The organism is Limosilactobacillus pontis (assembly GCF_002940945.1).
Classification (GTDB): domain Bacteria; phylum Bacillota; class Bacilli; order Lactobacillales; family Lactobacillaceae; genus Limosilactobacillus; species Limosilactobacillus pontis_A.
Map to the genome: position 1 here is coordinate 165437 of NZ_PNFV01000001.1, position 24783 is coordinate 190219.

Consider the following 24783-nt stretch of genomic DNA (forward strand, 5'->3'; position numbering starts at 1 on the left):
GATTAATAGTATTTCTTAACCCCGGCATACGCCCACTTAGCAACACTCAATAAACTTGTAAATTCCGATTGATGTAATTGGGTTCTATAGAATTTGTAGTGTTTCTTGATTAGTTTAATCTTATTACTGGTTAATGAGCCTTTTCTGACACGGTATTTTGCTAAGACCTTCGGATTCCCGTATGCGACACCCTCTAATGCTATAACATCAAACCAAAAAGCGTAGTCATCCAACAAACTATTCAACTCTACCTTAAGGAAAACTTTCCCATACTTTGATTGATCATATAAACCTGTCAAACAACCAACATTATCAACTGATTGCATATCTTTCGATGTAATAATTGCCTTAGCCATAACAGGTCTCATTATCTCGTTTGATTGCTCATCAATCCTCAGATACGAAGAACAAACGCAAACAGACCCTTTCTGCCTAATAAACCTAACCTGACTATCTAAAAAGCCGGGTAACCAGATATCGTCTGAATCAAGTAAAGCCAAATACTGTCCTTTAGATTGCCTTATTCCATTATTTCTTGCTGCAGCTGACCCTGCGTTTCGTTGCTGAATTAGGTGAATCCTTTGGTCATCCTTTGCATAGTTTTGAACGATAGAGGCAGAGCTATCACGAGAACCATCATCAATAACCAATAATTCCCATTTTTGATAAGTCTGGTTCAACACGGATTTAATTGTCTCATCTATGAACTGTTCACCATTATAACAAGGCATAACTATTGAAACCAGACCTGATGTTAACTCTTCTTTATTCATGACCTATCAACCCTACTTCTTCCCTTCATGTATTCCACGACTACGAACAACATCGCTAACAGTTTTAGCTAAAATTTTCAAATCCAGTAAGAAAGATATACTATTAGCATATTCTGCATCGTACTTTGCTTTCTCTTCGCCAATCAGTTCATCACGACCATTAACCTGTGCCAATCCCGTAATCCCAGGCAGTACTTTCTCAGCACCGTACTCGTCACGCCATGATAATACCTCTTTCTCCTTTGGAATTAGCGGGCCGTGGCCCTACTATACTCATATCGCCTCTAAGTACATTCAGAAGCTGTGGCAACTCATCCAAGCTCGATTTGCGAAGCTTTTCACCTATTTTGGTAATATAAACCTCTGGATTTTCAAACTTCTCAGTAGCCATTTGATGAGGTGCGTCAGTACGCATGGTTCTAAATTTATATATTTTAAACGGTACATCGTTTTTTCCTATACGAACCTGCTTAAATAGTATCGGATCCTCTTTAGAATCTGCTTTAATGCATATGGCTATAATCAACATTGGAATAGCAAAAATGATTAATGCAACCGAACTAACCATGATATCAAGTATTCGCTTAAAGAAATCACGATACCATAAGAATTTTGTTGTCTTTTCATCTGAATTAATCATTTGCATTGCGACTCCTACTCCCTAGTCTATTAAAATAGCCAAAAATGTCTTTTCTTTTTCTTTAGCGGTTGTAAATCGTTAAGAGGTACATTCTCCCCATTGATAATTGAACGAGCATTCTGTTGATACTGATCCGCCAGTTCCTGACCGAATTCATGTCGTAACTTGTGAAAAGCCTGGCGCATTTCATATTTTCGTCCTGGCAGATCATGCGCATCGGATGCAAAAACGTATCCTTGACCAGCCTCGATCAACTGACGGCTAAAGTTCTCAACCTTTTTCCCAAAAGTACCAACATAAGAACTTGCCGTAATTTGTGACAAGCACCCCTTTTCTAGTAATTGGTAGATTTGATCAGGTTCAGCCATGATCTTGGTATTCCGTTCTGGGTGCACAATGACTGGTGTGATACCGCATTGCTGAATATCAAAGATCATCCGACTAGTGTAGTTTGGTACATCATCGTCAGGAAATTCTAGCATCATATACTTGCCGGCTGTATCCGCAAAAAGGATATCATCCTTATCTAAAGCATCTAGTAATTGCCCATTGATCCGAACTTCCTGACCAGGAAATACTGTCAGCGGAATATTATGGGCCTTAAGCTGCTCTTGGAACTCCTTTGTCCGTCGAATTACATCCTGTTTATGGTTCACATACCGACCGTTCATGTGGTGCGGTGTCAAGAGGGCGTGAGTAACCCCATTCTCCGTTGCTTCCCGGGCCAGTCGCAATGAGATATCCATACTTTTAGAACCATCGTCAATCCCCGGTAAAAGATGACAGTGGAGATCAACCATTACCATTACTTATCGTCTCCATCATTACCATAACCGTAGCCATAACCGTAGCCGTAACCATAACCGGCAGAACCATCACTCGGCACATCATTCATTACATAGCCAAGCAGGTTAGCGTGGGCCAGCTTTAGGAGTTCAACGGCCCGCTTGGCACCAAGCTTCTGAGTTTGTCCCTGCTTAACCACAAGCACTACTGCATCTAGATAATGCGAAATGACCTGGGTGTCGGTAACTTCCAGCATTGGCGGTACGTCGACAATCACCATGTCGTACCGTTCCTTAGCCGCCTTTAGAAAGTCCTTCATTCGCTGAGAACCTAACAACTCAGCCGGGTTTGGCGGCGTCGGGCCACTCGGTAAAACAGATAGGTTTTCGATTCCACTCGGTTGGATAATCTTATTCAAGTCGATCGTCCGGGCGTGACTGGTTAAAATGGTGGTCAAGCCTTCACGGTTGTCAAGATCAAAAGTCCGGTGCAAGATCGAACGCCGCAAATCAGCATCAACCAGCAGCACCTTTTGGCCGGTTTGTGCCCAGACCACCGCCAGGTTATCGGTAACCGTTGACTTCCCCTCTGATACGTTAGCTGAGGTCAGCGCCAGCGTCTTAATTGGGTTATCGATCGCCATGAAATTGATGTTCGTCCGCAAGGTCCGAAACTGTTCGGAGATTGGGCTCTTCGGGTGGACAGCCGCAATCAGCTGGGCACCGTTATTGATTGTCGCGTTTGATTGATTCTTATTTCCACGATGAAAAAGTGACATTCCGCTCTCCTCCTTCTAGACCCGTCGTTCGGCATGCGTGTTATCTTCACGCCGTACCTGATTTGCCCTAAAGGCATGACTCAAGTGGAAATGATTAATGTGGCCAAGGTTGGTCAGACCAAGTTCCTTAGTCATGAAATCATCATCCTTGATAGTCGTGTCCATCAATTCCTTAACGATCAGGTAAATGGCACTCAGCAATAGGCCAAGCACTGCTCCAGCCAGAGTAAATAGCTTAACGTTAGGGAATGACGGGCTATCCGGTGCCGCCGCTCGAGAAACGATCGTTACGTTGTTAACCGACATAATCTTCTTAATCTGCTTCTTAAATACCTGGGCGATCGTATTAGCCGTTGCCGCTGACAGGTTCGGGTCATCCGTTTTGACGGCAACAGAGAAAACCTGAGAATTCTGTTGAGTACTAATCTTGACGGCATCCTTTAACTCACTGACCGGCATATTGTATGAACGGCCGTATTCACGCGCAACTTCCGCACTGTTAAGCTGGTGACTAACCTTGTTCAATACCACCTGATTAGTGATCAAGTCCTTGTATGTGTTAATCATCTGAATATCAGCCTGCTGGTTAGTATAAGCAGCCCCATTAGCATCATTACTGTGCTTCTGGTTAACCAAAATCTCGGTTGTTGCCGTATACTTTGGCACCACCACAAACTGGGCAACTACGAAGCCCAGCACCCCAGCAAGCAGGGTCCAGACGATCAGCATCTTGAAGTGCTTGCGCAGGATCGCCATCAGGCGGCTCAAATCAATCGTGTTGTTTAATGTTTCTGACGAATTATTCAAAGCTCTACTCCTTAATTCTTAAGACTATTCTGTAATAGGTTCGTAATCCGTTGTTGTTCACTCGTTGGAACAACTTCAAATGACTGACCATCAATTTCTTGACTACGACCTTGGACGTGATCTTGAACTACCTTTGTGTTAGCACCTCGATAGCTCTGCGCTAACTTAACCATATCATTAAAGGTCAGATCGGTTTGTGAACTGTTAGAAACGGACTTAAGGAAGGACCGATTCAATACTGTCTTGTATGAAACGGACTTCTTTAGCAAGGCTGTAATAATTAGACGTTGCCGTTGCTGACGACCGTAATCACCCTGCGGATCCTCATGCCGCATCCGACTAAACTTCAATGCATTAGCACCATTCAGGTGATAAGTCTTACCCTTAACAAAGGACACTCCTTCGTAGTCGAAAGTTAATGGAGACGTAACATCGACCCCGCCAACTTGGTTGATAGCCTTCTCAAGGCCACCCATGTTAACCAAAACATAGTAATCAATCGGCACATCGAAGTGTTCCTGAACGGTCTTGACGCTCTCCTTGACTCCGCCAAAGGCGTAGGCCGCATTAATCTTGGCTGGTGAATCCTCTGGATAGTCTGGCAGGTTAACCTTCATATCCCGCGGCAGACTGACGATTGTCGTTGTCTTCTTTTGCGGGTTCAGGGTCATGATCATCATCGTATCCGTCCGGCCCTTGTAATCCCGACCGAGGGCCCCAGTATCGGTTCCCAGCAGGAGGATCGATACTGGCCGCTTCTCATCCAAGACCTTAGCAGCGTTCCGGGATTTAGTGATCCCCGCGCTGTTGTACATGTCATTCGTGGTCGTCTTGAGGTTATGCCATGCCACTCCCGCAAAGAAGAGGGCCACTAGGACCAAGACGCCAACGACCCACCAGAAGATCTTCCAACCGCGGTGACGGCGGTGGTGCCGATGATGGTGGTGACGGTGAGGCTGCTGGGCTTCAGCGTCCATTGCTTCCCGACGTTCATCACTTGGATATTGATTATTTTCATCAGACATAAGATAACGTCTCCTATTGAGTTAATAATTTTAAGTTATCAAAACTTTAAAAAATCTTTTAGTTTCACACTAAAATAGTATGGCAACAATCTTTCATGGCGTCAAGGGTAACTTTCATAAAAACTTCATATTTTAACTTTAAAAAGTTAACAGAGTGGCAAATTTCTAGGAGCTTATTTTACTCCCTCGATTAGATTTTTGACAACCTAATTTCAAATTTTACCGTTTACTGACGAAAAAAAAACGCTGACTGAAATTAATCCAATCAGCGGTGCCTCATTTTTAATTTATTCATCGTAATTGATGTACTCACGCAGGAATTTATTGTACTTGATCAGTTCACTCAGCTTGGCGTCAGCCTCGGGTTCCACGATCAGCGGACTAACCTTGTTTTCGTCGTCGTTCATCTGCTGCTTGCCCCAGATCCTCAGCGAGATCATTAACTGACGAAAATCATCCCCGTCCTCAGTCAGAGAGTAGCAGTTATCGGTGTCCTTTACCGGATTAGCGATCCGCAGATTTTGCAGCTTAGCCAGCTCAGCCTTGAGATCGTCGCCAGACAGCTTGGGAACCAACTGATGCAGCTCATCCAGGGTCAGCGGCCGAAAACCCAGCCAGAAGACCAGGGTTGGTTGCCAATTATCCTGAAGAATCCTTAACGAGTAATCAATTCCACTATGAAACTTATTTTCTGTCATGGGTAACACTCCAATCTGTAACTATTTATCCCTCTTCACACCTCCTATTATAACCGCTTGCTAGACTATTGAACACGTTTTGTCCGGAAAACTTTGCCTTTTAGATATTTCTTTTAATTTTCTTGATGATTTCCCTGATCTCTTCCTCGCTGAGATAGTCGCGCAGGATATGGCGAATCAGCGCAATCATCCAGGCACAGCGGATCCGGTGGTGGGTACACCGGCACTTATCACGGATATTATGGTGATAGCGAACACTTTTCTTCTTGTTAACCGTTTTAACCCCGTAGTTGTGCATTAACCAGTCCAGGCCGTCTAATTGGCACGCTGCCACCTGATTAGCGGCCTTGAGCAGGCGATCGAAGGTCTTGAGGCTGGTGTCAATGCAGACACGGTAGATCCGCTTGCGTCCGTGGAAGGAGGCAATCAGCAGGTGGTCGTCGGTTAAGGTACCATTATCATCGAGCCAGTGGGCCATGTAATACACTACGTTTGCGTTGGTCGTCCCGTGGGTTGGTACCAGTCGATGGTGGCCGGCAATATATCCGCGCCCCATATGCGCACCGACCATTTTATAGATTGCCTGACGCTCGTACTCATCGATATCATTGTCGCTGGCAAAGCGATGCAAAACATCGCGAAGTGGCTGAGTGAGGAGCCATCCCTCGTCAGGATAAATGTTCGTTCAGCGTCATAGGCGGTCATCAGAATCGTATTGTCCCAGTTTGGGCGAAAGGCATTCGTCTCTTCGTCAATCCGAAGTTTGGCCAGCTTAGTTAAATCAATGAACTTGGTTTTCTTCATTTACTCTACTCCCTATGCGTAATTTTTGAAATAATTGCAATTATAAGCAAAATAGTAAGCGCTTACCGCAAATAATAAAATATCGGTAAATTTGACCCCTGTCAATCATTTTTTTCGTTTAATTACGACTATTTTCAAATTCGCATCATCAAGGTCTGTCTAGTAAGCTAGGGACACTCAAGCGCGCTTGGGAATCTATCGAATACAGGTGATTTCCAATGACTAAACAGACAATTCAAGATGGCTTCGACTTCCTCTATCAGGACGACCACGTCCGGCTCGTTCACGGCGTCCTCAAGGGGCTCAGCATCCCGGTCCACCGCGACGACTACCCCGATCTCTTCCAGGAGGGCTGTATGATCTTCGCTGAGGTCTACGCCGATTACTCAGGCCCACTGACGACCCCGCTGGAGAAGCGCCGAATGATGTCCTATGCTTACCGGAAGATCCGCTGGCGCCTTCTCGACATCCTCCGCCACCAGCAACTGGCCGTCGATTGTCGCCAATACTCCCTCGACCAGGCGGTGACCCCTACGGACGCCGAACTGGTTGATGGCCGGGCCCAGCTCCCCTTCAGCCGGCTGACCAACGCCGCCTTCTTTGACGAGCTCTGGCGGCATTCGAGTGCACCGGCCCGCCGCTACCTCCTCCTCGCTCTTCAGGATCGTTACCAAAGCGACACGGCGATCGCCAAGCACTGCGGGGTCTCCCGCCAAGCGGTCTTTCAATGGAAGAAACAGTTGATCGCTACCGCCCGCCGCTTGGGAAAGGACTGGCCAGACATGGTATAATCGCCCCTGAGGTGATAGCGTGAATCAACATCAAACCACATCGACGTCGGCCTGGTTTCACTCCCGCTACCGGGGTGAAGACCGCGACGACGGCTGCACCAACGAACTCAGCGTCTACCGGGATCCGGCCGAACCGCGGCTGGACGTTCTCTTGACTAACGTCGACTTCGCCGGGGTCGGCCACGATAATACCTACTCCCTGACCAGGGAGGATGCGGCCCAGCTCCGCGACTTTCTTCAGGAGTGGCTACAACATTAAAAGCGGGTGAAAATCAACTACTGACGGTTGATTTTCACCCGCTATTTATTTACTTATCCTCGTGGGTATCTTCCCACACCTTTTCCAGCATCTGGTAGCGCAGGTCGCCTACCTGGCTGACTCGGTAATCGGCGTCCGCCAGCGAGCTGGCATCCCCGACCCCAATCGTCGTCAGCCGGGCCGCCGCCGCTGCCTGCATGTCCGCCTTATTGGTAACCAGGGCGATGCAGCCGGTAGCCGGTACGTCTAACTGAGTGCTCAGGGACTGGTATGGCTGTGCCGCATCATCTTCGCTTCCCACCGCGTCGATGAATTCATCCAGCTTCAGTTGCCTGCTGACTTCATCCCCGTGACCCGCGGGGGCATTGATCGCCAGCTTGACGTAGTGGTCGTAGAGGGCGATGATCAGCCGCTTGATCCCCGGCACCAGGTCGTCCTCGCTGAGGTCCGCCAACACCTGACCGTAGAAACGGTCCTGCTCCGCCAGCAGGTCGCCCCGGGCATTCGCGTCGGCCGTGGCATTGAAGTGAGCCAGCACCCGGTTCAGGGCAGCGTCGCGGTCCAGGCCCTTAAATTCAGCAGCCAGCTTGCCCGGCAGGCCCATCCCGTACTCGTACATGGCGACCTTCTGCCAGGCCGCAAACTGGAGCCGGTCCAGGTCGGTAATGATTCCGTTTACGTTTAAGATTGCTCCTTGCATCTACTCTTCCCCTTCCTGTGAATGAACCACACGATTAATTAATTTCCAGTATTCCACCAGCAGGAGGAAGTCGATCGGCAGCATCACGTCCGTGTAGAGGTCTTCCATCGCCCCGAGCTGGAGGTTCAGCCGCCGAGCAAAGTCGTTGATCCGGATGACTGAACCGGACCGCAGCGGGGGCAGATTGGCAATCACGTCGTCCGCCAGTTCGGCAATCAGGGCCTCATAGTGTTCCTGGAGGTCGATCGATGGCATCGGCGCCGGGTCGCTTATCCGTCCCCGCGCCTCGGTGAAGCGTTGGTGCCACTCCCCCATCGCCGTCCAGTAGTGGTCGGCGAGATCCCGGCTAGCTGGGTCAGCGTTATCCATATCGAAACGGCTCAGCTGGCGCCATTGCTTCAGGATCTCATAGTAGAGGGATTCGTGCTCACCAAACTGGTCCTCCCGGTGGTCTTTGACAAATGCGGCAAGGTCATTGATGATGTTCGTCTGTTCTTGTCTGTTCATAATTTGAATACCTATTATCTTTCGTTAGATTTTTATTATTTTCCGTGGCTAAAGAATTGGGCCGCCTTGATGGCCTGCTGCCAGCCGCCATAGATCCGGTCGGCCTCATCCCTGCTCATCAGGGGCGCAAACTCGTCGCCAATCTTGGAGAGCTTACGCAGCTCGTCCTGGTCCTCCCAGAAGTCGACGGCTAGTCCGGCAAGGAAGGCCGCCCCCAGCGCCGTCGTCTCCTCCATTGCCGCCCGTTTGATCGGTGTCTGCAGGATGTCAGCCTGAAACTGCATCAAGAAATCATTACGCGAGGCACCCCCGTTCACCGTCAGGGCCGACAGGGGCAACTGGGTATCCTTGACCATCGTGTCGACAACGTCCCGGGTCTGGTAAGCAATTGCCTCCAGGGTCGCCCGGATCACCTGGTCGCGGTTCGTCCCCCGGGTCAGGCCAAACATCGCCCCGCGGACCTCTTGATCCCAGTAGGGCGCGCCCAGCCCGGTGAAGGCCGGCACGACGTAGACCCCGCCAGTCGTCTTGGCTGCCACCGCCAGCTTTTCGGACTCACTGGCGTGCTGGAAGAATTTCAGACCGTCACGGAGCCACTGAACCGCCGACCCAGCCACGAAGATGCTTCCTTCCAGGGCGTAGTGGGTCTGGCCGTCAAGACCATAGGCGATCGTCGTCAGGAGACCGTTGTCGGACAGGGTTGGTTTAAGGCCAGTGTTCATGACGATAAAGGCCCCGGTCCCATAGGTGTTCTTGATCGATCCCTCCTCATAGGCGGCCTGGCCGAAGAGGGCCGCCTGCTGGTCCCCGGCAATACCGGCGATCGGGATCTGGACCCCGTAGAAGGTGAAGTCGCCGGTGTAGCCATAGATGGCCGAACTCTCCTTGACCGTCGGCAGGATTGCCCGCGGGATATCGAGCAGGTCGAGGATGTCCTGGTCCCAGTCGAGGGTGTGGATGTTAAAGAGCATCGTCCGGCTGGCGTTGGTGACGTCGGTGGCGTGGACCCGGCCCCCGGTCAGGTTCCAGAGCAGCCAGGTGTCAATCGTCCCGAAGAGCAGGTCGCCCTTGGCCGCCTTCTCCCGGGCACCCGGAACCCGGTCGAGGATCCACTTGATCTTGGTGGCGGCGAAGTAGGAGTCGATCACCAGCCCGGTCTTGTCGTGGATCATCTTCTTGTAACCGTCGGCAATCAGCTGCTCGGCGATCGCACTGGTCTGCTTGGACTGCCAGACGATCGCGTGGTAGATTGGCTTGCCGGTGTGACGGTCCCAGATAACCGTCGTCTCCCGCTGGTTGGTGATCCCAATGGCGGCGATCTTGTAAGGCTTGATCTGAGTCTTGATCATCACGTCCGACATGACCGTCTGGACGCTATCCCAGATCTCGGTGGCGTCATGCTCCACCCAGCCCGGCTGCGGGAAGTACTGGGGGAACTCCTGCTGGCTCATCCCCACCTTATTACCGTTGTGATCGAAGATGATGGCCCGGGAGCTGGTCGTCCCCTCGTCAATTGCCATGATATATTGTTGCTCGTTCAATCTCGTTCATCCTTTCGCTGCACAAGAAAAAACGGCCACCTGGAAGAATCCGGGTGACCATCAGGAAGTTTAGTTATCGCTAACCATCTTGCCGCCAACGCTGTAGCGGTCCTTCTTCATTTCGTTGAGAACAATGTGCACCCGTTCAGCTGGAACATTGGCGTTCTTAGAAATGGCCGCGGTCACGTCCTTAACGAGTCCCTTCAGTTGTTCCTCGCTCCGGCCTTCAATTAAGTCGATGTGTACTAATGGCATATTAGTGCCCCTCCTTAGTTGTTTTTACTAATTCTACCATAGAAAGCGCTATGACGATAGTTCCTCCGTATTTATATATAGAAGGAAAATTAAGGAGGCCCACTATGAACCGATACGCAAAAGCTGCCCGCACGTGGATAAAGGCCGGGCTGGAAAACGACTTCATCTTCAGTAAGGTACTGGCTGACCCGGCGATCTGCCTGACGGTTATTCGCAGCATCCTGCCCGACCTGACAATCACGAAAATTGCCCCACCGAAGGCCCAGCAGCAGGTAGTCCTGGCTAATGACGCTAAAGGGATCCGCTTTGATATTTACTGATGATGTTTGGCAGAAAGACCATGACTTTAGTCATGGAATGAATGCCTCTTCTTGATATAATTAAACTATTGAAAGGTGGTGGAATAGGATGCTTAAAGGGATCAAGCTTCGCTTATATCCAAGCAAAAAGCAAAAAATACAGTTGTGGCAGATGTTTGGCAATAATCGCTTCGTTTGGAATCAGATGTTAGCAATGGCTCAGCAACGTTATCGAAATAATCCAAGTAGTAGATTTGTAGATGGTTATCAGATGGATGCCCTGTTGAAGCCTCTAAAAGAAGAGTATCCATTCTTAAAGCTTAGTGATTCAACAAGCCTACAAGTGTCCAATCATAACTTAGCTCAAGCGTTTAAGATGTTATTCAGCCACCGTGGCGGTTATCCCCGGTTTAAAAGTCGTCATGCGATCAAACAATCTTATACGGGGAAGTCTACAATTAAAGTAGTAGCAAAGCGTTATTTAAAAGTGCCAAAGCTAGGTTATGTTAAGTCTAGCAAGACTGGTGTACTTACTAGCACCAAAATTAAACGATATACAGTTAGTTACGACCCAACGGGGCGCTATTATCTATCATTACAAGTTGAAGTACCAGAATCAGTTTCTTTGCCCAAAACAGGCAGGGCGGTGGGCCTAGATGTAGGTATTGCCGACTTAGCAATTAGTTCCGATGGCGTCAAGTACGGCACTTTCTACACTAAATGGTTAGAGAAACAAGCCACTAAGTGGCAGTCCAAATATAGTAAACGTAAGCACCAAGCAACTATTGCTATTCGCCAATGGAACCATAATCACAAAGATACCAAAATGGGGTTGAATGATTATCAGAATTGGCAACGGGCGCAACAGCAAAAAGCCCGCTATCAGCAAAAGATAGCAAACCAACGAAAAGATTATTTGCATAAACTGACAACTAGTTTAGTTAATAACTATGATGTGATTGTAATTGAAGATTTGAAAATCAAGAATCTACAAAAGAATCATCATTTAGCTAAGTCAATTGCTAACGCTAGTTGGTACCAATTCAGAACTATGTTGGAATACAAATGTGCCTGGTATGGCAAGCGGCTTATTACCGTTAAACCCAACTATACAAGCCAGATTTGTAGCCAATGCGGCTATCATAGTAGTTCAAAGCCACTAGAAATTCGTGAATGGACGTGCCCACAGTGCGGCGCTCATCATGATCGGGATATTAATGCCGCAGTTAATATCTTGCATAAAGGATTAAAAGCGATTGGCTAGGGACTAGCCATGGTAAAAGAACGAAGTTCTGTAAGTTGGGTAGTTTGAATACAGACGTAACATCCTAAATACTACTTCGTGTTCCCAGAAACCACCGACTTTAGTCGGTGTGTAGTTCATACGAATGACGAACATGACAATCGCTACGACATTGAGATGCAGGTCACCGACCACCACAACCTGGTGCAGCGCGTTCACTACTACCAAACGATGAACGCGCTGGACGCCTATGACAAGGGTGCTAACTACCACGACGCCAACAAGTCGTATGTGATCTTCATCTGCTGCTTCGATCCCTTTCAGCTGGGTGCCCAATTCTACAGCGTCAATAAGCACCTCAACGAGTTTCCCGGTCATCGGGTTCTGGACGGGGCAACGGATATCTACCTAAATGCCACTAGTTCCCGCCACGAGGTCCCTGCTAAATTACAGACACTGCTGGACCTGATAGCGCACCGGGACAGTGGGCAGACGGACGAATTTGAGGTAAAATTAAGGAAGAAGATTGCGCTGGTCAAGCACAACAAGAAATGGAGGGCGGACTTTATGCGACTATCATTATACGAAATGGACCATGAATACGATTTAAAGCAAGCTAAACTACAGGGACAAAATGAGGAGCGAATTCAATTTGTCGCTGGCCTAATCCGCCAGGGACAATCCAAGGAGCAGATCCTCTCCTTTCTGACCACCATCATGAACATCCCCCAAGATCAGGCTGAAGAGTATTACCGACAGGCAACCACTAATTAGCACTGGTGAACCAAAAGCCCCTCACGCTACTGAGCTAGCATGAGGGACCTTTACTCGTTGACAAAACATTGTGTAGAATCAGTTTTAATTTGATTGATTTGTAATTCATAGTTATATATAGAAAAACAACCTGTTCATTTTGCTTTGGCACAAATTAGGCGAATGCCTTTGTAATTTTTGTGCCAAAAATATGACAAGTATCACAAGACGACACCCTCAAAATGAAGGTGCCGCCTTTTTGCAATAGAATACCCGTCTGCATTACTGTATATCGATACAAAATCATCTAAAATTAACCAACAATAAAAAAGGATGCCGATTAAGGCACCCAGTTTACCGGTACGGAACAAGTAACCAACTGGTTCCATTTTGCACTCCGGCCAATAGTTTTGATACGTATATTATAACATGTTCTTAATATGATACTTAAGCACTTCGAGGCCACCAACCTCAAATTGTAAGTGCAATTGGGGGTTGAACCCCATGAGCCATTTTTGGCTAATAGTTTTGATTGTGCCTAGCAAGCACATTAAACACCTAATTAAGAAGCTGTTCAAGTAATGGCTAATAATCTTGGCGCCCTTCCTATTGATTGGGCGCTTTCTATTTACGCGAGATAAAAAAGGATGCCAATTAAGGCACCCTGTTTACCGGTACGGAACAAGTAACCAACTGGTTCCATTTTGCACTCCGGCTTATCATATTGATATAATTATCATAACATGTTCTTGATATGATACAATAGTTAAGCACTTTGAGGCCACCAACCTCAGATTGTAAGTGCAATTGGGTGTGAACCCCATGAGCTATTTTTGGCTTATCATATTGATTGTGCCTAGCAAGCACGTTAAACACCTAATTAAGAAGCTGTTCAAGTAATGGCTAATAATCTTGGCGCCCTTCCTTCGGGTTGGGCGCTTTCCATTTATGTAAAAAATATTGTGTAGAATCGGTCTTAATTTGATTGATTTATAATTTTTGTGCCAAAAATATGACAAGTATCACAAAATGACACCCTCAAAATGAAGGTACCGCCTTTTTGTAATGGAACACTTATCTGCACTATCGTATATCGATACGGTAAACAAAAAATCGGGGCAAAATCGTCTGAAATTGCACCGATAATAAAAAAGGGTGCCTTTTCAGGTACCCCGCCGGCTCGGCCTAAGGGCTACCTTAGTACCAATTTGCGCACCGGCCTATTTATCTTAGTAACTACATTATACCACAAGGATGATATGATACAATATATGTGCGCATCGGATGGGTAGCTCCCATTTAAACCGCGCAAGATGGGAGGTGTCTCCCATGGGACACTGGTTCCTGTTTATCTTAGTCGTGCCTAATAAACACGTTAAATTTCTAATTAAATTGATATTGTCCTCGGGCAAACATCCGGTAAAGCGTGCGCATACTACAACTAATGGTGTGCTCTGCTCGACCGATGATCGTATCGGGGGTCCAGCCGCGTCTGATTTGAGAATGAATATATTCAACCTCGGCTAGCGGTAATTTAGTTTGTTTACGGCCACACCGCCGTTTATTGCGTTGATACTGACTAAGATACTGTTCAATCGTTCTCCCGCTATCAAGGAAACGATAAATCCGGTAAATAGTTTCTTGGCTTCGTTTAAGCAGTTTAGCAGCTTGATAAGCCTTGGTACCTTGATGCCAAAAATCAGCTATGAGGGTTAGTTCACGTGTGGTAAGATGTTTATAGGTCATTTGTGATTGCCTTTCTTTTGTTTAGGGATACTCAAAAGTCTATCACAAATGGCTTTTTTATTTTTCTAACTTAATTTTACAAACGGCGATACTAGAAAAAGCTGACAGTTAGGTCTGAGATGCACGAGGGGCTTTTAGGGCAATATTCATTTTACCATCAACTTAATTCTTCCGCCGCAGTTCATCGCGGGCCGCCTCCGCATCGGCATGGGCGCCAGTAAAGAGAATGTGGTCACCCAGTTCAAGGATTGTGTCCCCGTGTGGCGCGATCGGTTTATGCTTGCGGTAGATCCGGCTGACCGTGATCTTATCGATAAACGGCAACGTATGAAGTTCCTGGCCGGCATAGCGCTGGTTACGAATGGTGGCTTCAAACAGGCCAGCTTCGGTATCGGTCAACAGGTCGATGATCGACGGGCTCTCGATCATTGACCGCAGGACACTGGTCTCGACGTTGAAGGAGTTGAAGATCTCAACCCCAGCCTGCTTTAAACTGGAGATCCGCCGCTGGTCGGCATTCGGGCTCTCCTGGCTAGCAATCACCCGGCCAACCCCGTGTTTCTTCGCCAACAGGGCCAGGCTGGCGTTCTTCCGGTCATTCAGGAAGGCCGCCACCAGGATATCAGTATCGAAGTAGTCGCCCTGATCCAGGGTTGTCTCATCGACCTTATCCAGGTAGGACAGATCACGGACCTCGGAGTTATAGGTCTTGTAGTTTTCCTCGCTGTCAGTCACCATCCGGATCACGTACCAGTTCTTAGAGAGCTGTTGAGTGATCGGCACTGTGACCGTGTTCGTCCCCAGGATCACGACCCGCTGCTTGATCAGGTCGGCCTTTTCCAGCTTGTAGGTCGAATTAAAGACGATCGGGCCGATGATGCAGACAATCACCGCCGCCAGCACGAAGGCGTCGGATTGGGTGCTGGTAATGGCGTGGAGGTTGCGGGCCACCTGAAGGGACGGCAGGACCAGGGTGATTGTCGTCACAGTCAGGAAGCTGCCGGCAAACGCGTTCCGTTTGGCAAAGCGCCGCGAAAAGATCAGCATCGTTGGTAGCTTGGCCAGGATGAAACAAGCCACCAGAATTGGAATCAGCGCCAGGGCCCGCGGGTTGGCGAAGAGCTGGCGGATGTTGAGCTTAACCCCGGTCATGATGAAGAAGAACGGAATCAAAAAGCCATAACCGATCGAAGTTAACTTCTCCTGGGTGGCCTCGCTGGGCTCGAGCAGTTTCATAACCATCCCCGCCAGAAAGGCCCCGAGAATATTCTCGGCTCCGACCTGCTCGGCAATGGTCACCAGGATAAAGATCAGGAAGAAGGCCAGCCGGATATCCAGCTGGGTCGTCGCCTTGGAGATCTTGTTAAACCAAGCGTATGGCTGCTTAAACCGCCGCAAGAGGAGGATCGCCGCCAGGAAAAGGAGGACGATCAACCAGAGCTGACTAGCGTTCCCCCCATTGAGCGAGGCGTAGATCGTCAGGGCCAGCATCGGGACGACCTCCCCGAGGACCGCCGTCAGCAGGATCGTCTGTCCCGCCGGCCGGCCGAGGATTTCCTTCTCCTTGAGGGTCGCAATCACGACGCCCAGAGCAACGGTCGAGAAGAGGATCGTCGCCAGAAAGACGTCGTGAAAGAGGCCCACCTGGTTGAGGATAATCCCCAGGATGGCCGCACTGACAACAACCAGGCCGAACGCCCGCATTGCCAGGTTAACCGGCGACTTCGGGTTGGGGGCCGCACCCGGCTGCTTCTTGAAGAGGTCAAAGTTGATTTCCATCCCCGACAAGAACATCAGCATCATGACCCCTAGCGTTGACATCAGGCTAAGCGCTTCGGTGGTCGTCACAACGCCGAAAAGGCTCTTGCCGAGAATGATCCCAGTCACGATCTCGGCTACGGCCGTTGGGACGCTGGAAATGTTGAAACGGGCCATCACCAGCGGAATCAGCAGGGCCGCAACCATCACAATCAGAATTGAGAGTTGTTCCATCACGTTCGCTTCCTATCATCAGAAATTATCTTTCCTATTATATACCATGCGTTTCACCTTGAAAATTGGTTAGTTTTCGGCTAAACTGTGGTAGCATCGTAATCCTTAAACGAAAGCGTTATAATTTAATTATGTAAACGTTACCAAATATATTTTTTAGAGGAGTCCTTTATTATGGCTAATAAATTATCAGCTTGTACCAGTATTTTGATCGGTAAAGGTGCCAGCATTGATGGAACAATCATGATCGGCCGCAACGAAGATGCCAAGGCGGCCTGGCCAAAGCACATGATCGTTCACCAGCACGGTGAGATGCCAACTCACTTTGTCTCCAAGGAGACCAAACTGGAGCTCGACCTGCCCGGCGACAGTGCCCGTTACACCGCTACGCCGGAATGGACCGACAAGGACGGGGTCTTTGAGGAAGACGGGATCAACGAGTATGACGTGGCGATGAGTGCCACCGAGAGTGCCTACTCCAACAGCCTGGTCCTCGGTTATGATCCACTGGTCAAGCATGGTTTAAACGAAGAAGCCATGATCACGGTCGTCCTCCCCTATGTCAAGACCGCGCGCGAAGGGGTGCAACGGCTCGGTAACCTGATCGCTAAGTACGGGACCGGTGAGACCAACGGGGTCCTCTTCGCCGATAACGACGAGGCCTGGTACTTTGAATCCGGGGCCGGCCACTATTGGGTTGCCCAGCGGATTCCTGATGACTCCTACGCCGTGGTTGCCAACCAGCTGGCCATCCAGGAGATCGACTTCACTGACAGCGATAACTTCATGTTCCATCCCGGCATTCAAGAATTCGTCGACCAACACCACCTCAACCCGGACCCGACGACCTTCAACTTCCGCAAGATCTTCGGTACCGCTGACCGGTCAGACGCTGTTTACAGTGAGCCCCGGGTTTGGATTGGTCACCAGATGTTCAGCCCTAAACAGGCCACGAACGAGACACCGGAATCAACCGAACTGCCATTCTTGATGAAGCCGGACCATAAGCTTTCGATCTTCGATGCCCAGCACTACTTGAGCAACCACTACGAAGGCACCGAATTCGACCCGATCGGCACCGGCAAGTTTGGCCATAAGTACCGGCCAATCAGCCTGGCCAAGACCCAGGAATCTCACATTCTGCAGACAAACCGGCCGGGTGCCAACATCCACTGGCTGGCCATGGGGGTTGCCGCCGAGAGTACCTATGTTCCATTCTTCAACGGGATCAGCGATGTACCGGCACCTTACAAGCGCGGCAAACTTCCTGCTCAGCTGAATTCTGCCTACTGGGTATTCAAGCACGCCAGCGTCCTGGTCGACAGCCACTTGCATGACTTTCTGCCCCTGTTACGGGAGGTGCAGAAAGAGCGTAACAGCGCGGCCATCGAGATGATCGCCAAGACCGACAAGGAGATCAAGACGATGACGGGTGACAGCCGGGAATCCTTCCTGACGATGCAGAGTAATGGTTACGCCATCGATACCCTCAACGCCTACAAGAAGCTGGCGCTGGAGCTAATCACCAAGATGACTGAATATTGCGAACTAAACTTTAAGACTGACGAAAACCTATAATTAAGATAACGAATTCCCGACGAGCGTCCAGCTGGCCGGGAATTTTTTAATACAAAAAAGGCACCAGTCAAATTGACTGATACCTTCTATTCGTATTAATGCAGTTTTACAACATCGAACGTCAGACTCAGTAGAACAAGGCCAAGAACCATGAGGGCAAGGCCGTTGTGGTTACCGGTTTGTGGCAACTGCGGCTGACCCTGAACCGCTGGCTGACTCGTCTTAACTGGCTGTACAGGCATCGGCTGCTGAACTGGTTGAACCGGCTCAGGTGTCGGTGTGACAGGTGTATTATCAGGCGTGTCGACCGGCGTTAGTGTGTCTGGCGTGTTATCAGGTGTGTTGCCTGGTGTCGGCGTATCCGGTGTGTTATCAGGCGTTGGTGTGTCTGGCGTGTTATCAGGCGTATTGTCTGGCGTTGGCACATTCGGTGTACGTTTTGGTGTGTCACCTGGTGTTTTCGGCTGATGCGTGTTGGTTACCGTGAAGGTCGTACCGTTTTGGCTGACCATACTCTGGTAACCTGCTGGAACTTTAGCCTCAACAATCGTGTACGTTACCTGCTTACCGTTCTGGTAAACTGGCAGGTTAGCCCAGGTGGCGGTCCAATTATCATTAGCAGTCAAGGTAGCAGTTTGAACTACCTTGCCGTTAGCCAACAAGTTAACTGTGACACTTGCCGGACGGATACCGTCCTGGTTATTAGCATCATTCCAGGCCTTCTTAACTGTTACAGTGGTCGTAGCTGGTGTGTGGCTGTTAGTGATCACGTCACCAGCAACTGTACTTTGGTAACCAGCCGGAACGGTGGCCTCAGCAACTGTGTACGTTACCTGCTTGCCATTTTGGTAAACTGGCAAGTCGGTCCAAGTCATCATCCAGTTATCAGCAGCATCCAAAACAGCCGTCTTGGTAACCTTGCCGTTAGCCAACAGGTTAGTCGTGACACTTGCCGGACGAATACCGTCCTGATCATTGGCGTCTTTCCAGATCTTCTTAACCGTTACAGCGGTCGTGACCGGCATGTGGCTGTTGGTGATCGTGTCACCAACAACCGTGCTCGTGTAGCCAGCTGGAACACTGGCCTCAGCAACTGTGTACGTTACCTGCTTACCGTTCTGGTAAACTGGCAGGTTCTTCCAGGTGGCGGTCCAATCGTTAGCCGCAGTCAAAGTAGCTGTTTGCATAACCTTGCCATTAGCCAACAAGTTAGCCGTAACACTTGATGGACGAATGCCGTCCTGGTTATTAGCGTCATTCCAAGCCTTCTTAACCGTTACAGTGGTCGTAGCTGGCGTGTGGTTGTTGGTGATCACATCACCATCAACTGTACTTTGGTAACCAGCCGGAACGTTGGCCTCGGCAACTGTGTACATTACCTGCTTACCATTTTGGTAAACTGGTAAGTCAGTCCAAGTCATGGTCCAATCGTTGGTGGCGTTCAAGGTAGCCGTTTTGACAACCTGACCATCAGCTAACAAGTTAGCCGTGACACTAGTTGGACGAATACCATCTTGGTTATTGGCATCATTCCAAACCTTCTTAACTGTAACCGAAGTCGTGGCCGGTGTATGACTATTAGTGATCGTGTCACCAGCAACCATGCTTTGGTAGCCAGCTGGAACCTTGGCCTCAGCAACCGTATACGTTACCCGCTTACCGTTTTGATAAACTGGCAGGTTCGTCCAGGTGGCGGTCCAATCGTTAGCCGCAGTTAAGGTAGCTGTTTGAATAATTTTACCATTAGTCAGTAAATTAGCCGTGATGCTTGATGGACGGATACCATCCTGGTCATTTGTGTCTTCCCAGACTTTCTTGACCATGACCGAAGTCGTCGCCGGTGTATGACTATTAGTAATCGTATCACCATCAACCGTGCTCGTGTAGCCTGCTGGAATGTTAACCTCAGCAACCGTGTACGTTACCTGCTTACCGTTCTGGTAAACTGGCAGGTTAGCCCAGGTGGCGGTCCAATTGTTGGCTGCAGTCAAGGTAGCGGTTTGAGCAACCTTGCCATTAGCTAACAAGTTAGCCGTGACACTTGACGGACGGATACCGTCCTGGTTGTTAGCGTCATTCCAAACCTTCTTAACTGTAACCAAAGTCGTGGCCGGCGTGTGGCTGTTGGTGATTGTATCACCGTCAACTACACTCTGATAACCTGCTGGAACCTTGGCCTCAGCAACCGTGTACGTTACCTGCTTACCGTTCTGGTAAACTGGCAGGTTAGCCCAGGTAGCGACCCAATTATTGGCTGCAGTCAAGGTAGCGGTTTGAGCAACCTTGCCATTAGCTAACAAGTTAGCCGTGACACTTGACGGACGGATACCATCTTGGTTGCTGGCATCATCCCAGACCTTTTTTACTGTAACAGCAGTCGTGACTGGAACATGGCGATTGGTGATTGTGTCACCGTCTACCATACTCGTGTAGCCAGTTGGAACGTTGGCTTCAGCGACCGTGTAAACTACCTGCTTACCACTTTGGTAAACCGGTAAGTCGTTCCAAGTCGTCATCCACTTATTAGCAGCATTCAAGGTAGCCGTCTGAATAACCTCACCATCGGCCAGTAAATTAGCCGTAACGTTTGAAGGGCGAATACCATCTTGGTTATTGGCATCATCCCAGGCCTTTTTAACTATAACCGAAGTTGTGGCCGGTGTGTGGCTGTTGGTGATCGTGTCACCAGCAACCGTGCTCGTGTAGCCTGCTGGAATGTTAACCTCAGCGACCGTGTATACCACCCGCTTACCGTTTTGGTAAACTGGCAAATTGGTCCAAGTCATCATCCAGTTATCAGCAGCATCCAAAACAGCCGTCTTGGTAACCTTGCCGTTAGCCAACAGGTTAGCCGTGACACTTGCCGGACGAATACCGTCCTGATCATTGGCGTCTTTCCAGATCTTCTTAACCGTTACAGCGGTAGTGGTTGGCGTGTGGCTGTTAGTAATCGTGTCACCAGCAACTGTACTTTGGTAACCGGCCGGAACGTTGGCCTCAGCGATCGCGTACGTTACCCGCTTACCATTCTGGTAAACCGGCAGATCGGTCCAAGTCCTGGTCCAATCGTTGGCGGCGTTCAAGATTGCTGTCTTGACAACCTGACCATTAGCTAACAAGTTAGCCGTGACACTTGTTGGACGAATACCGTCCTGGTTGTTGGCATCATTCCAAACCTTCTTAACTGTAATCGAAGTCGTGGCTGGCGTGTGGCTGTTGGTGATCGTGTCACCAGCAACTGTACTCGTGTAGCCAGCTGGAACATCGGCTTCTTGCCAAGAATAAACAATGTCTTGACCATTAGCCTTCTTTGGCAAGTCGGCAACCGTCGCCGTCCAACCGTTGGCCGCATTCAATACCAGCTTCTGCACTTGTTTGCCATTAGCCAATAGGTTGACCGTAATGTCGACAGGCCGTATGCCATCCTGATTATCATTGTCTTGCCAGATCTTTTTGGCCGTAACGGCCGTCGTTGCTGGTGTATGACTGTTGGTGATCGTGTCACCAGCAACCACACTCTGGTAACCTGCTGGAACGTTAGCCTCTCGCCAAGTGTAAACAATGTCTTGACCATTAGCCTTCTTTGGCAGATCGTAAACTGTCGCTGTCCAATCATGAGCAGCACTCAGCGCCAGAGTCCGCACCTGTTTACCATTAGCAAACAAGTTGACCGTGATATTAGCTGGTCGCAAACCATCTTGATCATCATCGTCGCTCCACTGCTTAGTAACTGTTTTATCAATAGTCGCTGGCATGTGCGCGTTGGTAATCGTCAGGTTCGATTGGTCGTAGCTGGCCGCGTAACCAGTTGGCACAACCTCTTCAACCGTGTAAGCAATGGTCTTGCCTTTGGCGTACTTATTCAGTTTCGTCCAAGTATGAGTCCAGTCATGATCACTAGCGGTCAATGTGACCGTATCAACCACTTGCCCATCAGCTAGTAGCTTAACCTGAATAATATCGGGCCGTAATCCATCCTGGTCATTACCATCAGCCCAAACCTTCTTGACTGTCTTTTCGACCGTCGCTGGCGTGTGCGTGTTGATAATTGTCAGGTTCGATTGATCGTAGCTGGCCGTGTAACCAGTTGGTACAACCTCTTCGACCGTGTAGGCGATAAGCTTCCCATTCTGGTACTTCGGCAAGCTCTTCCAAGTGTATTGCCAATTGGTATCAGCAGATAGCTCAACCGTCCTTACAACAGTTTGCCCGTTCATCAGGTTGACTGTGACTTTTCCAGGACGTTTGCCATCCTGGTTGTTGTCATCGTTCCAAACCTTCTTAACCGTAGCTGAAGTCGTAGCAGGAACGTGAGTATTGGTAATTACCCAGTTGCCAGAGCCATCCTTTGTGTAAGCAACCGTGTAACCATTCAAAGGATTAATTTCTTCTACTGAATAAGTTACTTGCTTACCGTTCTGGTAAACCGGTAAGTTATCCCAGGTGACGCTCCAGTTATTGTCAGCACTTAAGGTAGCTGTCTTAGTAACTGTCTCGTTGGCCAGTAGATTAACCTTCACACTCGTTGGCCGAATACCATCTTGGTTATCGGTGTCATCCCAGACCTTCTTAACCGTTACAGCGGTCATGGCCGGTGTGTGACTGTTGGTGATCGTAAAATCATTATTGACGTTTTCGATCTTAGATGTGTAACCATCAGGAGTATTAAGTTCCTTGACCGTGTAGTTGACCAGCGTACCATCTTGGTATTCTGGCAAGTCAGTAAAAGTACCGGTCCAAACGTCACCGTTACCAGATTTACTCAAGGTAAGGGTCTTACCCTCAACCGGCTCACCATTAGCAAGCAACTGAACCGTAATTGATTCTGGACGTTTGCCATCCTGGTTATCGGCATCATCCCAAACCTTCTTGACCTTAACCGAAGTCGTGATCAAGTCGTTGGTAATCGTGAATCCATTATCATCAGGGTCATTTGTAACTTTCGATTGATAGCCAGTTGGAACAGCGATTTCCTTAACACTGTAGTTTCCAGAAACCAGGTTTTCAAAGGAACCCTGCCAATCGTTATCGTCACTCAGGGTGATACGCTGACCAGTTGGGTTATTATTGAGCAACAACTCAACTTGGACTGGGGCATGCTTGCCCTGGTCGCTCCAAACCTTGTGAACCGGGATGCTGATCAGTTTTTGATCAGTTACCGTAATCAGCTGGTCTTGGTTAACAACAACGTCTTGATCGCTAGCAAGCTGGTAGCCAGCAGGAGCCGCTACCTCACGGAGGGTATATGTTCCCCGTAATAAGCCTTTGAACACTCCGATACCGTCACTACCGGTCGTTGCCTTGAAAACATCATTGGTGGTCTGCTGGATCAATTCAAACTGCGCCCCAGCGAGTGCGGTACCGTTCGGATCCTGCTTCTTTACCTGCAGGTCGAACTTCCGGGCCACGTCTTGACCACCGGCAGATGTAACTACTAAGGTTTGTCGGTAGTTGATTGGCGCGTGGTTGCTGGACTCCAGCGTGGCAGAGTTGTGAACAACCGTCCCCTTCTCTGGCCGTTCGTTTCCCGCAAGATCGGTAGCTTGTTTACCACCATACAGGATTGAATACAGAATCAGGTAGCCATTGTTACCGGCATCACCAAGATCAATTGCAAAGCTGGTGTCATCAGCATTAAAACTAACTGGCACCTCGGTACTCAAATCCTTCACCAGTTGATTCTGCCAGTCATTACCATCCCAGATCCATTGGACTTGTTGAACCGTAAAGCTGTCCTTGTCATAGGTAAAGCCCGGCGTCTGTAACTGGTCCCTGATTACCATGTTCTGATAGCTCACTCGACCACTCGGGTTAACCCGAATAGCATAGCGAAGATTACCTTTATCTAGGTCAGAGTTCATCGCGTACTTGCTGAACAGCTCGTCCTTATTAACCTGGTTTGGAACATACTTAACATTCACTGTCATTTTATCCTGACCATTAACCTTAATAGTGATCGGAACCTCACTGCCTTGATTAATCTTTGAAGAATTAAGCTGGGCAGTAAGGTCGAGTTGACCATGCGCGTCGCTGCCCGACTGCGTGAAGGTGAAGTGTCCGGTGTTTCCCAGGATCGCAACCTCCCCCAGGTTGGTCTTGAAGTTCAGTTTCCCCGTAAATTTCAACGTATCAGGAAGACTGAAGGTAAAGTAGTTGCCTGGATAAACGTTCGTCCCAGAAAGGTCGTAGTTCAGCTCGAAACGAATCGGCGTGTACTGATCCAGCGACTCACCGTTCTGCAATGGCTTATCGGTAACCCCGTTTAGTAAATCAACCGTGATCTTCGGCGAAACCTGGTTCGGATCACTCGACGTTGGAGCTTGTGCGGGGCTCTCCTGATCACCATCCCTAGCAATCGATAAATTACTGTTCAGGGTTTGATTTGCCGTGGCTGCGGACTTAGTATCATTAGCTGCATCACTAGCCTCTAATTCGGTAGTGGACTGATTATTCTGAGCAGTGTTTGTGGTTGCAACGGGCTTTGGCGTAGCCACGGCAGCAGGCTGACTGTCCTTATTCGGGGCATTAGCCTGGTTAGTCACCATCGTGGTGGTTGACGTTACCACGGCATCGTCGGCGTTGACCGGCGTCATGAAGAAAAAGGTCATGAATACCGTCAGCAGTGCCACCAATACCATTACCATACGTTTACGTTGTAATCGAAAATTCATTGCATTTCACCTCCCTTCACTAAGTATTTGTTCTAATACCGTTATTATTATTTATTCATAACATAAATATTAGAACCGAATTCAAGATTACAACTATTAGGCGATCAATACAATCCCTTTATTTCTAGCGCTTAATT

At 48.9% G+C, this 24783-nt stretch carries 21 protein-coding genes and 2 pseudogenes; 6 read left to right on the top strand and 17 right to left on the bottom strand.

Annotation, left to right across the window (positions count from 1 at the left end; all coding sequences use genetic code 11):
• Nucleotides 1-2: 2 nt before the first annotated feature.
• The 10 genes from CK797_RS00780 to CK797_RS09060 form a co-directional block, all read right to left on the bottom strand.
• On the bottom strand, nt 3-773 hold the full coding sequence (locus CK797_RS00780; protein ID WP_104687922.1) for a glycosyltransferase family 2 protein: 771 nt from the start codon (nt 771-773) through the stop codon (nt 3-5).
• A 12-nt stretch (nt 774-785) separates the two neighbouring features.
• Nucleotides 786-1022, bottom strand: a complete 237-nt coding sequence (locus CK797_RS09195) for a sugar transferase (RefSeq protein WP_318531292.1) — start codon at nt 1020-1022, stop codon at nt 786-788.
• Nucleotides 988-1413, bottom strand: a complete 426-nt coding sequence (locus tag CK797_RS00785) for a sugar transferase (RefSeq protein ID WP_263851274.1) — start codon at nt 1411-1413, stop codon at nt 988-990. The genes CK797_RS09195 and CK797_RS00785 overlap by 35 nt, the downstream gene beginning before the upstream one ends.
• Before the next feature lie 29 nt (nt 1414-1442).
• Nucleotides 1443-2219: a tyrosine-protein phosphatase gene (locus CK797_RS00790; RefSeq protein ID WP_104687923.1), complete on the bottom strand. Its 777-nt coding sequence runs from the start codon at nt 2217-2219 to the stop codon at nt 1443-1445.
• Nucleotides 2219-2977 carry a CpsD/CapB family tyrosine-protein kinase gene (locus tag CK797_RS00795; RefSeq protein WP_104687924.1) on the bottom strand — a complete coding sequence of 253 codons (759 nt, stop codon included), beginning with the start codon at nt 2975-2977 and terminating at the stop codon, nt 2219-2221. The genes CK797_RS00790 and CK797_RS00795 overlap by 1 nt, the downstream gene beginning before the upstream one ends.
• Nucleotides 2978-2992: 15 nt before the next feature.
• Nucleotides 2993-3784: a YveK family protein gene (locus tag CK797_RS00800; RefSeq protein WP_104687925.1), complete on the bottom strand. Its 792-nt coding sequence runs from the start codon at nt 3782-3784 to the stop codon at nt 2993-2995.
• Nucleotides 3785-3795: 11 nt separating this feature from the next.
• Nucleotides 3796-4809: an LCP family protein gene (locus CK797_RS00805; protein WP_104687926.1), complete on the bottom strand. Its 1014-nt coding sequence runs from the start codon at nt 4807-4809 to the stop codon at nt 3796-3798.
• A 287-nt stretch (nt 4810-5096) separates the two neighbouring features.
• Complete coding sequence (locus tag CK797_RS00810; RefSeq protein ID WP_104687927.1) at nt 5097-5507, bottom strand: winged helix-turn-helix transcriptional regulator; 411 nt, start codon at nt 5505-5507, stop codon at nt 5097-5099.
• Nucleotides 5508-5607: 100 nt separating this feature from the next.
• Nucleotides 5608-6063 (bottom strand): hypothetical protein, encoded by a 456-nt coding sequence (locus CK797_RS09055; RefSeq protein WP_181049495.1) that lies wholly within the window; start codon nt 6061-6063, stop codon nt 5608-5610.
• Nucleotides 5994-6311 carry a hypothetical protein gene (locus CK797_RS09060; protein ID WP_181049496.1) on the bottom strand — a complete coding sequence of 106 codons (318 nt, stop codon included), beginning with the start codon at nt 6309-6311 and terminating at the stop codon, nt 5994-5996. Before CK797_RS09060 ends, CK797_RS09055 begins: the two co-directional genes overlap by 70 nt.
• 218 nt (nt 6312-6529) lie before the next feature.
• Between CK797_RS09060 and CK797_RS00820 the strand changes: the two genes are divergently transcribed.
• Both CK797_RS00820 and CK797_RS00825 read left to right on the top strand, forming a co-directional pair.
• Entirely contained in the window at nt 6530-7102 is a 573-nt protein-coding gene (locus CK797_RS00820) for a sigma-70 family RNA polymerase sigma factor (RefSeq protein ID WP_104687928.1), read from the top strand.
• A gap of 19 nt (nt 7103-7121) precedes the next feature.
• Nucleotides 7122-7361 carry a hypothetical protein gene (locus CK797_RS00825; protein ID WP_104687929.1) on the top strand — a complete coding sequence of 80 codons (240 nt, stop codon included), beginning with the start codon at nt 7122-7124 and terminating at the stop codon, nt 7359-7361.
• A 49-nt stretch (nt 7362-7410) separates the two neighbouring features.
• Here the strand turns inward: CK797_RS00825 and CK797_RS00830 are convergent, their stop codons facing one another.
• The 4 genes and pseudogenes from CK797_RS00830 to CK797_RS00845 all read right to left on the bottom strand — a co-directional run.
• Entirely contained in the window at nt 7411-8061 is a 651-nt protein-coding gene (locus tag CK797_RS00830) for an HAD hydrolase-like protein (protein ID WP_104687930.1), read from the bottom strand.
• Nucleotides 8062-8568 (bottom strand): hypothetical protein, encoded by a 507-nt coding sequence (locus tag CK797_RS00835; protein ID WP_104687931.1) that lies wholly within the window; start codon nt 8566-8568, stop codon nt 8062-8064.
• 35 nt (nt 8569-8603) lie between these two features.
• Nucleotides 8604-10109, bottom strand: a complete 1506-nt coding sequence (gene glpK / locus CK797_RS00840; protein WP_104687932.1) for a glycerol kinase GlpK — start codon at nt 10107-10109, stop codon at nt 8604-8606.
• Between the two features lie 69 nt (nt 10110-10178).
• A pseudogene (locus CK797_RS00845) lies at nt 10179-10370 on the bottom strand (2-hydroxymuconate tautomerase); the annotation flags it as partial.
• A gap of 98 nt (nt 10371-10468) precedes the next feature.
• On the opposite strand from CK797_RS00845, the gene CK797_RS00850 reads away from it, so the two are divergent.
• The 3 genes from CK797_RS00850 to CK797_RS00860 all read left to right on the top strand — a co-directional run bounded on the left by CK797_RS00850 (nt 10469) and on the right by CK797_RS00860 (nt 12680).
• Entirely contained in the window at nt 10469-10684 is a 216-nt protein-coding gene (locus CK797_RS00850) for a hypothetical protein (RefSeq protein WP_104687933.1), read from the top strand.
• An 88-nt stretch (nt 10685-10772) separates the two neighbouring features.
• Nucleotides 10773-11927 (top strand): RNA-guided endonuclease TnpB family protein, encoded by a 1155-nt coding sequence (locus CK797_RS00855; protein WP_104687934.1) that lies wholly within the window; start codon nt 10773-10775, stop codon nt 11925-11927.
• Between the two features lie 78 nt (nt 11928-12005).
• Complete coding sequence (locus CK797_RS00860) at nt 12006-12680, top strand: Rpn family recombination-promoting nuclease/putative transposase (protein WP_104687935.1); 675 nt, start codon at nt 12006-12008, stop codon at nt 12678-12680.
• A gap of 1365 nt (nt 12681-14045) precedes the next feature.
• On the opposite strand, the pseudogene CK797_RS00865 reads toward CK797_RS00860, so the two are convergent.
• Nucleotides 14046-14405, bottom strand: a pseudogene (locus CK797_RS00865) (IS30 family transposase); the annotation flags it as partial.
• Between the two features lie 162 nt (nt 14406-14567).
• The gene (locus tag CK797_RS00870) at nt 14568-16397 is read right to left on the bottom strand and encodes a monovalent cation:proton antiporter family protein (RefSeq protein WP_104687936.1); all 1830 of its coding nucleotides are present in this window, start codon (nt 16395-16397) and stop codon (nt 14568-14570) included.
• Nucleotides 16398-16571: 174 nt separating this feature from the next.
• Between CK797_RS00870 and CK797_RS00875 the strand changes: the two genes are divergently transcribed.
• Entirely contained in the window at nt 16572-17975 is a 1404-nt protein-coding gene (locus tag CK797_RS00875) for a C69 family dipeptidase (RefSeq protein ID WP_104687937.1), read from the top strand.
• A gap of 95 nt (nt 17976-18070) precedes the next feature.
• On the opposite strand, the gene CK797_RS00880 is transcribed toward CK797_RS00875, so the two are convergent.
• Nucleotides 18071-24646: a Cna B-type domain-containing protein gene (locus CK797_RS00880; protein ID WP_104687938.1), complete on the bottom strand. Its 6576-nt coding sequence runs from the start codon at nt 24644-24646 to the stop codon at nt 18071-18073.
• Between the last annotated feature and the right edge of the window lie 137 nt (nt 24647-24783).